The sequence below is a fragment of the Acinetobacter bouvetii DSM 14964 = CIP 107468 genome, assembly GCF_000368865.1.
In the GTDB taxonomy this organism is placed as follows: Bacteria; Pseudomonadota; Gammaproteobacteria; order Pseudomonadales; family Moraxellaceae; genus Acinetobacter; species Acinetobacter bouvetii.
In genome coordinates this window covers 334793-347251 of the sequence record NZ_KB849727.1, presented here as the reverse complement: position 1 = coordinate 347251, position 12459 = coordinate 334793, and the positions used below count along the sequence as shown (strand labels likewise).

Sequence of the window (12459 nt, the reverse complement as noted above, 5' to 3'; positions counted from 1 at the left end):
AATGGCGGGGTTATTCAGTACGGATTTTAATTTCGTAGCCCGTGTATTTGCGAATATTAATGACACCGGTATCTAAAATTAAATACTGACCTTTGATGCCTTGCAGCTTGCCGCGGATCACTGGAGTTTTATCCAGATTGTGAGACTTTACTTTTTCAGGATATTGATTTACAGGATAAATAAATTCGCGCGGCAATTCATCTTCCAGCAGCTCAACAGTTTCGTTGAATTCGAGATTTTGACTGAACTCATCCCGGATGGTTTGGATTTTAGGCGCAAACTCTTCAACCAGCTGTTCACGGATCTCCAGCAGGTTAATCGGTTCGGCTTCACCTTTAAGCAGCTTGCGCCAGTCGGTTTTATCGGCCACTTGAGTGCCAAACATGATTTCCAGCTGACCAGACAGGCGGCGTGAACCGACTTTCATAATCGGCAGGGCTTGAGTTGCGCCCTGATCCAGCCAGCGGGTCGGCATTTGGCCGATGCGGGTAATGCCGACTTTCAATGCGCTGGAATTAGCTAAGTAGACGATATGCGGCTGGAAGCAGACTTCGTGCGCAAAATCATCTTCACGGCAGGTGCCTAAATGATAATGGCAGGTTTCCGGCTTCATGATGCACATATCGCAAGCCGCTTTGGTCTTAAAGCATTTGAAGCAATGGCCTTGTGAATAGGATTTTGGTGTTTTGCTGCCGCAGGACACGCAGTAGATATTGCCCGTCCATTCAATTTCAATCTCTTGACCTAAACTGAATGGAAGCTCAGTTTCTGAGCAGTCTAAAATAAATTTGTATTCTACATTTGCCTTGTGAGTCTGTTGATCAGTTACACTAAGGTCTGTGAGACCTGCACGCATTTTATGGCAAATGCCTTGTAGTTCCATGAAATACTCTCTTCAATAATAAGGATGCAGTTATGGCTGGGCAAAATGTCATCACTTCAATGCTAGACGATTTATCGAATGAACAGCCAATTTCAACTGCATTATGTATTGGACAAAACCTTGAACAATACGGCAATAATCAATCAATTCAATGGCAATATTTTAGCGTATCTGAGTTTTTAAATCTGCCTTTTAGTCAGCGTTATGATTTGGGGTTTGTATTGTTTGATACGTCTGAAATGGCGGATATTTCCAAACAGGATAAATCTCGGCTGCTGGTGAAACTGCGTGATTTGATGGCGAAGCGCATTGTCGTCGTCAGCAAATTGCACGATGAGCAGCTGTTGCGGGCGCTGGGCTTTACGCAGCTGATTGATAAAACTGCACATGACAGCGATTTTGCATTGTGGCAGTTCAATATTTTAACCTATAAGCATGTACCGGACTGGTTTAACTCGAAATTTTGGGCAAACCCGGAGAACTGGAATAAATTCCGCTGGTAATCAGATTTATTGAGGCAATAGCAGATGCAAAATTTAACAATCTGACTGCGGCGAGATTAAATTTTCTACGTATGCTGTTTATTGGGTTCAATTCGGAAGATAAAAATGACAAATCTCAGCAATATTGTGGAAATTTTAGCGCAGCAGGCGCTGGGCAATGCTGCTCAGCAAAACCAGCAAGGCGGTTTAGGGGGAATCCTAGGCTCTGTACTTGGGCAATTCGGCAATAATGCCCCATCAGCCAATGCGCAAGGCGGTCTAGGCGGAATTCTAGGTTCTGTATTGGGTCAGCTGGGCGGTGCAGGTCAGCAGCCACAGAATACTTCTGCAGGCGGTGCAAATACATCCTCTCTGCTATTTGCTGTTCTGCCGCTGGTTCTTGCCTGGATTCAAAAGCAGGGCGGTTTGCAAGGGGCTTTGGATACACTGCGGGGACAGGGTTTCAGCAGTCAGGTGGATGACTGGGTGTCAACCGCTCCCGGCGATAATGCCGCGGTGCAGCCTCAACAGCTGCAGAGCCTATTCGATGATGCTGAAATTGCAAAAATAGCGCAGGAAACACAGGCGCCTAAGCAAGATATTTACAATGCGATTTCATCGGTATTGCCGCAGATCATTGATTCCCTGACGCCGCAAGGCGAACAAACCAGCAAGACAGAAGCCAATGCGGACATTCAGCAAGTGATGTCGCTGGTTTCTGGGTTCCTGAAGCGTTAATTTATCTGGAGATGGTCAATTAAGAAGCTGGGTGACCAGCATTGGTGGATTCCTGCAGATGGAATTCAGCCTGAATTTGTGATGTTTTGTGGCTATAAAGCTTATGTGCCTAAATCTAGATTGAATAAACGGTTGGAAGGGCAAATCCGTTTAGCGATGTAATGCGATTTTTTGGGGCGGATCAGGATAACCTGAGACTGGAATTCCAATTCGCCAAATTCAGGCTCGACTTGAACATAATGCAGCTGTCCGTATTCATCACGGACCCGCGCTTGAGCTGAAAAACCGGGACGCGCATTGCCGCTGGATATTGTGGCTAGTCGTCCAAGCAAATTCACCTGCTGCTTAATGCGTTTGGTTGGAATCACCTGATCTAAGCAATGAATCATGAATACAGTGAAGAAAATTGCAATGATGAGTGCTGGAAGCATTAAATAATAGGCAGGAAAAAAAGTCATTTCGCGCGCATAAATGCAAAATTGCAAAAAATAGCCCGCAAAGCTGAAATTCATCAATAGAAAAAAGATAATCAGTGTTTTTGAAAATTTGACGTTCAGCAGGGGTAAATCATCCAAATGCTTGGGTGAAAGTTTTTTGAACAGGGTTGTAGGGCGCAGATTTATATAGTAGCCGATAGTTTCTGCCATGCCGAGCAATACAACAGCAATCAGACTTAAATGAAAAGGCATTAAGTTGTAGTTTGTAAGAAACTCAGGCATAGCAGGATCCTGCAAATTTTATTCGTCTAAAAGATAGATTCCGCCATCAGAATGCACGTTAATCTCTACTTTTTCAAGTGATTGCCCTTGGCATGGGCCAGAAATGCATTCACCGGTTTCGACTAGGAATAAAGCGCCATGCGTAGAGCACTCGATGTATTCCTGATCACGGTCTAAAAATTGATTTTCTAAAAATTCCAGCTCGACTTGCAAATGCGGGCACAAATTTTGATAGGCAAAAAAAGAACCGTCACGCTGAGTCACAAAAATGGTATCGCCATTTGGCGTCTCATAAGAGCGCGCTTCGCGCTCAGGCACATCTTCAGTCATGCAAATTTTATGCATTATGCACATTCCTTTAGAAAATTTTGCAGTAAAAGCGCGTATTCATGATTGGCTAAACGCGGGCCAAACTTTGACACGACTTCACTTGAAATTAAAATCGCAAGCTCCGCTGCAGTTTTATAGCCTAAACCTGCATTCAGCGCATATAAAAATGCGCCTGCAAAGGCATCGCCAGCGCCATTGGCATCAACAGCGGTAACTTTGCGGCCCGGCACCATAAACGTTTGCTCATTATTATGAATCAAAGCACCTTTCGCGCTTTGTGTAATGACAATGTGTTTGCTTAGTAATTTTAATTTTGCTAAAGCGGCTTCAACAGTATCCGTTTCTGTATACATCATGGCTTCATGTTCATTGCAGAACAGTAAATCTACACCATCGTCCAGAAGTTCATCTAAGCCTTGGCGCGCGTATTGAACCATTGCAGGATCTGACAGTGTTAAAGCAATTTGCACGCCATTGGCTTTGGCTATCTTGCGCGCTTCTTTAACTGCTGCCCGGGCAGAATCGCTTGTTGACAGGTAGCCTTCGATATAAAGCCATTTTGCCGAATTGAGCGGACTGAAATCAATTTGGCTGTCAGAAAGTTCTGCTGTGATGCCTAAAAAGGTATGCATGGTGCGTTCAGAATCCTGACTGACCAAAACCATGCACGTTCCGGTAACGCCGTCACTGATAGACTGAGCTGCGGTTTGGATGCCGGCATCATTTAGGCCATCTAGATAGATTTTGCCTAAATCATCATTGCCGACACGGCATGCATAGAATGCAGAACCGCCTAATGCGCTGAATGCAACTGTAGTATTGGCTGCTGAACCGCCAGAAGCTTGACCTTTATACACTTGACTGGCTTGCAGGCTACTGTAAAGCGCGGCTTGAGTTTCACCGTCAGTCAGCTGCATTGTGCCTTTCTGCAAATTCTGCTGAGTAAGAAAATCATCAGAAACTTTAAATTCCTGGTCAATTAATGCATTGCCAATTGCAAAAAGATCAACGGTAGCCATGTCTTTCAGTCACATCAAAAAATGAAAGCACTAAGTTTACACGAATGCTCAGGATTGCTGTAGTTTGTTGAATAAAATTCATGATCTGCCGCGGGCGCCGTTTATTTAGACAGATCTGGCGGATTTAGGCTTTTTTTGGCATTATTCTTACATTTGTATCTCTTTGCTATTGAACATCGGCCATTTTTTTATTTACATAGGCCACTACGGTTCTTTTGCAGTTTCGCTTTTGAAACTGCTGAAAAAAGATAAATTGAGTATTAGATTAAAAAGCGTGGGTATATGGAAATAAGTATTCGTCAGGCCGAACAATTGCCAAAGCAGATCGAAAATTTAGCTGCATTGGCAAATCAAGAAGGCTATGCATTTATTCAGCGTTTAATCGAAGAGTTTCAAAGCGGTAAAAACCGTTTTGACCAAAAAGGCGAGAGTTTGCTGCTCGCATTTGATGGTGACACATTGGTGGGATGCGGCGGTTTAAATCAGCAATGGGGCGATGCGGGAGTTGAAGAACGGATTGGGCGTGTCCGCCGTTTTTATGTGCATCCGCAATATCGTCAGCATGGTGTGGGGAAAAAACTGCTTTTAGAATTGGAAAAATTAGCAAAGCCTTATTATTCTGCACTTTGCTTAAATACAGATCAAAAGGGTGCGGCGCATTTCTATCAAAAGCATAATTATGTCTTTGTCGAAAGTCATCCAAATTATAATTATTTTAAATATCTGATCGCCTGAGCGGGCTGCTGCACTGGCCGTCTATTAAGAAGCGCTGCAGATACTATTGGCAGTGCTTCTATTTTTAAAACAATAAATTCTGTACTGCAAATTTTCTTATTTTTAATCTGTATTTAAGCTGGCATGCAAACAATAGAGTGAAGTTTCCTTATTTGGGGGTCGCACATGATAACTGCAGCTGCGCCTGATGATAGTTCACGCCAAATGCTGGCCAAAGTGCCGCAAATTACAGCGCTTTTCTGGGTCACGAAGATTTTTGCAACGACCTTTGGTGAAACTGCAGGTGATGCATTATCGATGTCGCTGAATTTGGGTTATTTGCTCAGCACCTTTATTTTTGCTGGCATTTTTGTTTTAGCTGTCTATTTGCAAATTAAGTCTAAGGTCTTTCATCCATTTTTGTATTGGTTTGCCATTATTTCAAGCACGACAGTCGGGACAACACTTGCAGACTATGTCGACCGTTCGCTCGGAATAGGTTATGTCGGCGGCAGTACAATTCTATTGTCTTTAGTTTGTTTGTCCTTATGGGTTTGGCATAAGGTTGAAGGCACAATTACTCCGCATGTTGTTCATCAGCCGCGGACTGAACTGTTTTACTGGCTGACAATTACCTTTTCGCAAACTTTGGGTACAGCGCTGGGAGACTGGTCAGCCGATACAGCCGGTTTAGGCTATACAGGCGGTATAGTGCTGTTTAGCGGATTAATTATGCTGATCTTTTTACTTTACAAATTTACCTCTGTTTCGCGTGTGCTGCTGTTTTGGGCTGCCTTTGTGCTGACCCGCCCATTAGGTGCCGTGGTTGGGGATTTTTTGGATAAGCCGATCAGTTCCGGCGGTTTGGATTTGAGCCGTTTTGCCGCGTCTGCGGTGCTTTTGGCTGCAATTTCACTCTGTGTTTATTGGTCACAGCGCATGGATGCAAAAGGCGGCAGGCCTCTTTCTTAGATGCGCTTTGATTTCTGCTGATTGAATAAGGACTAAGCTGGTGTTTTGAGTGAAGTGTGATGCTGAATGATCAATGCTTTGGCTATGCCAAGAAAAAATGGAGCAGGTTCGGGCTGCCGCTTCATTTTTTGTTTTGAAACAGACGGATGAAATGTAGAGTTTTAAAGGTGACTAAATAACTCGGAAAATTGTCTTTGATTGAATCCTCATCTGGTTTTTAAGGTATACTCAAACGTCTTAAAAATGCATTAGATTAGGAGATCACATGACTGTAGATGTCACTGAAACCATTTCACAAACTGTTCATCCCGCGTTTCAGTTGGTACGTCAACACCATGTTGAAGCCTTAGACATTGCCGTGTCTGAATATAAGCATAAAGTGACAGGCGCGGTGCATTACCACTTGGCGTCAAAGCATGATGAAAATGTATTTTTGGTGGCTTTCCGCACGCAGCCGATGGACTCCAAAGGTGAAGCGCATATTTTAGAACACACAGCCTTATGCGGCTCTGAAAAGTTCCCGGTGCGCGACCCGTTTTTCCTGATGATCCGCCGTTCATTGAATACGTTCATGAACGCGTTTACAGCAGCGGATTGGACAGCGTATCCCTTTGCGACACAGAATAAAAAAGATTTCCAGAACTTGCTTGAAGTGTATATGGATGCCGCTTTTTCCGCGAACCTAAATCCGCTGGATTTTGCGCAGGAAGGCATCCGCATTGAACTTGAAAATGGCGAGCCGGTGTATAAGGGCGTGGTTTTCAATGAAATGAAAGGCGCGATGAGCTCGCCATCCGATCAGCTGTATCATCAATTGGCGCATCATTTATTTCCGGAAACCACCTACCATTATAATTCCGGCGGTGATCCCAAAGAAATTCCTGACTTGACTTACGAAGAGCTGGTAAATTTCTATAAGTCGCATTATCACCCAAGCAATGCCGTGTTTATGACTTTTGGCAATGAGCCCGCTTATAAGCTGCAAGAGCAGTTTGAAACTTTGGCATTGTCTAAATTCAAGCAGGGTGAAACGCTGTATTCAAAACCTGAGCGCCGCTTGAAGCAGCCTGTTGCGGTTACAGAAACATATGCGGTTGATGCGGAAGATCTGAAAGATAAAACATATCACATTATTTCTTGGCTTTTGCCTGAGTCCAGCGATATCAAGCTCCGTTTAGGCATGCGTTTGGTGGAAGGCGTACTGCTGGAAGATTCGGCATCGCCATTGCGCCATTACTTAGAAACTTGCGGCTATGCGCAATCTACAGGCCCGATTATGGGGGTAGATGATTCTAATTTTGAAATGACTTTCTTCTGCGGCGTGCAAGGTTCCAACCCTGAATATGCAGAAGAATTTAAAAATGGCGTGTTCCAGATTTTAGAAGATGTTTCATCCAAGCCGGTAGACAGCGCTTTGGTGGACGCAATCCTGCATCAAATTGAATTGCATCAGCGCGAAATCAACGGTGACGGCATGCCATACGGTTTAAGCCTGATTTTAAATGGTTTGGGCAGTGCGATTCATCATTCAGATCCTATACATGTCTGGGATGTGGATAGCGCGATGGAGCAGGTAAAAGAAGAATTAAAAGACCCGATGTGGCTGTCAAATTTAATCAAAACACATTTGATTGATAATCCGCACCGCGTACAAATGACCTTAATTCCAGATGCGCAGAAATCCGCAAAAGAAGCCGAAGCTGAAAAAGCCCGCCTGGCTGAAATTGGTGCAAAACTGACAGAGGAAGAAAAAGCGGAAATCATTGCACAGACGGAAGCGCTGAATATCCGTCAAGATACGCCAGATGATTTAAACCTGCTGCCGAAAGTCGGTTTGGAAGATGTGCCTGCGGAAATGCAAATTGTACAAGGCCAGCTGCGTGAAATTATTTCCAATAATATGGATATGCCGCTGAATCTGTACCATGCAGGCACCAACGGCATTTACTATCAGCAGGTGCTGATTCAAATTCCAAATGACATTGTGAAATCTCCGTATTTTAACTTGCTGTCGATTTTGCTGGGTGAAGTCGGGGCTGGACAATATGGCTACCTTGAGCTGCAGCAGTTGCAGACCGCTGTCAGCGGCGGTTTAGGCATGGGCGCATCACTGCGTTCAAAAGTCGATGATAAAAACCAAATCAGCGCTTGGATGACCTTAACCACTAAATCTTTGGTGAATAGTTTAGAAGCGGTTAAGCTGCTGAAGCTGGCTTTTGAACAGCTGCGTTTTGACGAAAAAGACCGTATTATCGAGCTGTTGCAGCAGAGAAAAACACGCTGGCAGTCACGTGTTTCAGGCGCAGGCCACAGCTATGCGATGCAAATTGCCAGCCGCAACCACAGCGCTTTAGCGTTGCGTGATTATGACAATACAGGGCTTGGCGCTTTAAATTGGCTCAGTGATTTAACCGTTAAAATTGAAAATGACGAAGCGGCTTACAATGCATTGATTGATGAGCTGAAACTGATTCATAACCGCTTGCTGAAAGCGCCGAAGCAGTTCCTAGTGGTCTGTGAAGAGCATCAGTCTGAGCGCTTGGTCGAAGAAGTTCAAACGGTCTGGGATAAGGTTTCAATTGATCATATAGAGCGTGAATTAACCCAAGTTCAGCCCGAACATAGCGAAAAAGATGAAGCGTGGCTGATTCAAGCCAATGTTCAATTCTGCGCTTCGGCTTATCCTGCTGTGGAAGTGTCTCATCCTGATGCTGCGCCATTAATGGTTTTGGCGGCGTATTTGCGCAACGGCTTTCTGCATAGCGCGATCCGTGAGAAAGGCGGCGCATATGGCGGCGGTGCAAGCTATGACGGCAATGCCTGTTCATTCCGCTTTTACAGCTACCGTGATCCGCGTTTAGCAGAAACATTTAAAGATTTTGAAGCGAGTGTGCAGTGGCTGTTTAATGCAGAACAGCTGGATCATCAGCTTGAAGAGGCGATTTTAGGCTTAATTGCCGGCATGGACAAACCGGGTTCACCGGCAGGCGAAGCGATTACGGCATGTTATTCTTTGCTGCATAAGCGTACGCCGTCTTTCCGTAAAGTGCTGCGTGAGCGCTTGCTGAAAGTAAGTCTGGATGATTTAAAACGCGTCGCCAAAACGTATTTGCTGGATCAAAAACCAGTGAAAGCCGTCGTTGCTCCAGTGGCTAAGCGAGAAGCTTTAATTGAATTAGGCTTTGATATTAAGCAAGTTAATTGATAGGCATCGATTTCACAATAAGCAATTTTCAAAGAATAAGGGGTGAGTATGGCGTTCAATTCATTTGAGCGTACACCATTGCAGCTGAGCATTCTGCTCAGCACAATAGTGTCGGCGGGGGCGTATGCGCAAAATGCAGAAGTGGCTGCGAAACCAGCAACACCGGAGGCTTGTGTTGCGCTGTCATCAAATGCTGAGCGTTTGGCTTGCTATGATGCGCTGTTTAAAATTCCTGACAGCGTTAAACCTGTATTGGTTTCAGAGCGTCAAGCTGCGCAGGATCTGGAACCAGCGCCTACTGAAAAATTGACGCTGAAAGAGAAAGTCAGCCACGCATTTTCAGACCGTTTATTTGCAGTGGAAGCGCCGCAGCTGAATCCAAACTTATCTTTACTGGACAGCCGCTGGGAGCTTTCGCAAGACAGTAAATTGGGAACCTGGAATATCCGTGGCTATCAGCCGGTGTATTTGATGCCGGGTTACTGGACGTCTGATAAAAATGAACGCCCCTCTAGCCCAAACCCGAACAATACGGTAACTGCTGATCAAGAGCAGGATCTGAAGTCGATGGAAGCAAAATTCCAGCTGTCGCTAAAAACCAAAGCGGTTGAGAACTTGTTTGGCGATAATGGAGATGTTTGGTTAGGCTATACCCAGTCTTCGCGCTGGCAGGTGTATAACGCCGATGAATCCCGCCCATTTCGTGAAACCAATTATGAGCCCGAAGCCAGTTTGGTCTTTAGGACGAATTATGAATTGCTGGGCATTAACTGGCGGATGCTAGGCTTGACGCTGAATCATCAATCGAATGGCCGCTCTGACCCATTGTCGCGCAGCTGGAACCGTATGATCTTGAATCTGGGTTTTGAAAAAGATAATTTTGCTTTAATGCTGCGCCCTTGGTACCGCATTGAAGAAAATGCCAAAGATGATAATAATCCTGATATTACAGATTATATGGGGCGCGGTGATTTAACGGCATTTTACCGCTATAAAGAACACGATTTCAGCTTAATGCTGCGCCACTCTTTAAAAGGCGGAGATGATTCGCATGGCGCCGTACAGTTTGATTGGACTTTCCCAATTAGCGGTAAGCTGCGTGGCCAGTTCCAATTGTTTGATGGCTATGGTGAAAGCTTAATTGATTATAACCATCGCGCAACATATGTCGGTGTTGGTGTTTCGCTCATGAATTGGTTCTAGTCCGCAATCAGATCAATTTGAATAATAAAAAACCGTGCATCAGCACGGTTTTTTATTATTCAGCACGCTATAAACAGTTCAGCTGGATTTCTATCCAATTTGAATTTCCGTCGGCGGATGTTTTAAACGGCTCTTTTTTGGCGTGGCAATTAAGTAAGCAAGTGTTAATGGGCCCAAACGCCCTGCATACATCAGCATCATTAATATGACCAAGCTTGCAGGCTGCAGCTCTTCGGTAATGCCGCGTGACAAACCGACAGTGCAGGCTGCTGAAACAGCTTCAAACAATAAGTCTTGAAAACGCTGATTCGGTTCAAGCAGCAGCAGGCAGAAAAAGCCCATAAATATCAGTGTAACCGTGATAAAAATAACAGCAAGGGCTTTAAATGTGGTTTTTTCAGGCACGGAATGATTAAAAACACGCACTTCATCTTCACGGCGCAAAAAGCTGATGACGCTGAGCACAACGATAATAAATGTTCCCACTTTAATGCCGCCGGCTGTGCTGAGCGAACCGCCGCCAATAATCATCAGCATCATCGTAATTAAAGAAGATGCATCTGTAAGCTGATCCATTGGCAGGCTGTTAAAGCCTGAAGACCGGGGAACAGTCGCATGGAACCAGGCATTGACGGCCTGATCGCCTAAGCTCATCGGCGCCAGAGTCAGCGGATTGCTGGCTTCTAAACACCAGATGACAATGAATGCAAAGATGTTCAGGCCTGCAATAGCGGATAAGATTAATTTGCTGTTTGGGCTCAGTTTTTTCCAGCTTTTATGCTGCTTAATATCCATCAGCACTAAAAAGCCAATGCCGCCGATGATATAGAGCATGCTGATGGTGAAGGTGATGATATATTGATCTGCAAAGCTCATCAGGCTGTTTGGGAACAGTGAAAATCCGCCATTATTGAACGCGGAAATGCTGTAAAAAGCGGCATAGAAAAAAGCTTTTGAAAAATCATAATCTTGTAGCCATGCAATGGTGAGGATGACTGTGCCGACGGCTTCAAAGAATAGTGAATAGAGAAAGACCCCTTTAATCGTAAAAGTAACCTTTTTCAGGCTGGTTTGGCCAATGGTTTCCTGCGCCATAATTTGCTGTTTTAACCCCAGCTGAGGGGAAAGGCTCATAACAGCTAAAATAGCAAAGCTCATAAAGCCTAAACCGCCGCATTGCAGCAAAAACATAATCACCAGTTTGCCAAAAACAGTATAGGCCTCGCCGACATTCACCACAGAAAGACCTGTAATGGTAACGGCGGATGTAGAGGTGAAAACAGCATTCAGCCAAGAGAGCTCGCCATGATGAGCAAAAGGCAGCTTCAGCAGCAGGGTGCCTAAAATAATCAGGGCTAGGAAACCTAAGGCCAGCAGGCTAGGCGGACTGAGATTGATGGTGCCATTTTTGGTGTTGTGCAGTTTTTTCATACAGTTTTAAAGTGTTTAGAGAGACGGCGCAAAGGTTCTAATAAGCCTTCAATGACTAAAATATCACCTTTTTGCAAGATCATATTCGGATCAATGCTAAAGACGACTTCTTTGCCGCGCTTATGCATCAGCGTTTTGACTTCCGGCGCATGCTCCATAAGCTGATTGAACCGCAAACCTTGCTGTGCCTCTTTCAGTTCAACCTTGACAATAAAATGATTATCATCCAGCGCCATATAGCGGCTGACCATTGGATAACTCAGTGATTGCGCAATACGCACTCCCATATCTTCCTCTGGATGAATGATTTTGTTGACCCCTAAATGGGTTAAAATCATATGGTGCGCTTTGGATTTGGCCTTGACCCAAATTTTATCAATGCCTAAGTTTTTGAGATGCAGCACGCAAAGAATGCTGGCTTCAATATCTTCGCCAATTGCCACCACCACTGCTTCGCACTTTTGAATATTCAATTCACTTAAGACGTGTTCATCCGTTGCATCGGCAATGACGGCATGCGTCAGCTGATCGGAAATGCTTTCTACGAATTTTTTGTTGCTGTCGATGCCGATGACATCATGTTTGAGGCCGACTAATTCTGTTGCAACGGTTGCGCCGAAACTCCCAAGTCCAATGACTGCAAACTGCGCCATATAATCAGGTCCCTATATTCATGTTGTATTTGTTAACGATTATTGGCTATAAAGTGCTCAATTATTCGTCTATGCTGGTTTTGAGCTATTTTATCGGTTTATTCCAGCTC

12 protein-coding genes are annotated in these 12459 nt (G+C 44.6%); 6 read left to right on the top strand and 6 right to left on the bottom strand.

What is annotated here, in order from left to right:
- Window positions 1–10: 10 nt before the first annotated feature.
- Window positions 11–883 carry a DUF2797 domain-containing protein gene (locus tag F941_RS08660; protein WP_005010217.1) on the bottom strand — a complete coding sequence of 291 codons (873 nt, stop codon included), beginning with the start codon at window positions 881–883 and terminating at the stop codon, window positions 11–13.
- A gap of 32 nt (window positions 884–915) precedes the next feature.
- On the opposite strand from F941_RS08660, the gene F941_RS08655 reads away from it, so the two are divergent.
- Window positions 916–1386, top strand: a complete 471-nt coding sequence (locus F941_RS08655) for a DUF6231 family protein (RefSeq protein WP_005010215.1) — start codon at window positions 916–918, stop codon at window positions 1384–1386.
- Between the two features lie 105 nt (window positions 1387–1491).
- A complete protein-coding gene (locus tag F941_RS08650) occupies window positions 1492–2103 on the top strand; it encodes a YidB family protein (RefSeq protein WP_005010214.1) in 612 nt (203 codons plus the stop codon).
- Between the two features lie 101 nt (window positions 2104–2204).
- On the opposite strand, the gene F941_RS08645 is transcribed toward F941_RS08650, so the two are convergent.
- The 3 genes from F941_RS08645 to F941_RS08635 are packed head-to-tail and all read right to left on the bottom strand — an operon-like array spanning window position 2205 to window position 4171.
- Window positions 2205–2822 (bottom strand): OB-fold-containig protein, encoded by a 618-nt coding sequence (locus tag F941_RS08645; RefSeq protein WP_005010213.1) that lies wholly within the window; start codon window positions 2820–2822, stop codon window positions 2205–2207.
- An 18-nt stretch (window positions 2823–2840) separates the two neighbouring features.
- A complete protein-coding gene (locus tag F941_RS08640) occupies window positions 2841–3152 on the bottom strand; it encodes a Rieske (2Fe-2S) protein (RefSeq protein ID WP_171065521.1) in 312 nt (103 codons plus the stop codon).
- A 14-nt stretch (window positions 3153–3166) separates the two neighbouring features.
- The gene (locus F941_RS08635; RefSeq protein WP_005010209.1) at window positions 3167–4171 is read right to left on the bottom strand and encodes an adenosine kinase; all 1005 of its coding nucleotides are present in this window, start codon (window positions 4169–4171) and stop codon (window positions 3167–3169) included.
- Window positions 4172–4453: 282 nt separating this feature from the next.
- Here F941_RS08635 and F941_RS08630 point away from each other — a divergent pair, with 282 nt between their 5' ends.
- From F941_RS08630 to F941_RS08615, 4 genes are all read left to right on the top strand, one after another.
- Entirely contained in the window at window positions 4454–4906 is a 453-nt protein-coding gene (locus F941_RS08630) for a GNAT family N-acetyltransferase (protein WP_005010205.1), read from the top strand.
- Between the two features lie 165 nt (window positions 4907–5071).
- Window positions 5072–5857: a COG4705 family protein gene (locus F941_RS08625; RefSeq protein ID WP_005010204.1), complete on the top strand. Its 786-nt coding sequence runs from the start codon at window positions 5072–5074 to the stop codon at window positions 5855–5857.
- 265 nt (window positions 5858–6122) lie between these two features.
- The gene (locus F941_RS08620) at window positions 6123–9062 is read left to right on the top strand and encodes an insulinase family protein (protein ID WP_005010203.1); all 2940 of its coding nucleotides are present in this window, start codon (window positions 6123–6125) and stop codon (window positions 9060–9062) included.
- A gap of 48 nt (window positions 9063–9110) precedes the next feature.
- Window positions 9111–10265 (top strand): phospholipase A, encoded by a 1155-nt coding sequence (locus tag F941_RS08615; protein WP_005010200.1) that lies wholly within the window; start codon window positions 9111–9113, stop codon window positions 10263–10265.
- A gap of 90 nt (window positions 10266–10355) precedes the next feature.
- On the opposite strand, the gene F941_RS08610 is transcribed toward F941_RS08615, so the two are convergent.
- Together F941_RS08610 and F941_RS08605 are read right to left on the bottom strand one after the other, a co-directional pair.
- The gene (locus F941_RS08610) at window positions 10356–11696 is read right to left on the bottom strand and encodes a TrkH family potassium uptake protein (protein ID WP_005010199.1); all 1341 of its coding nucleotides are present in this window, start codon (window positions 11694–11696) and stop codon (window positions 10356–10358) included.
- Entirely contained in the window at window positions 11693–12349 is a 657-nt protein-coding gene (locus F941_RS08605) for a potassium channel family protein (protein WP_005010192.1), read from the bottom strand. The genes F941_RS08610 and F941_RS08605 overlap by 4 nt, the downstream gene beginning before the upstream one ends.
- Window positions 12350–12459: the final 110 nt, after the last annotated feature.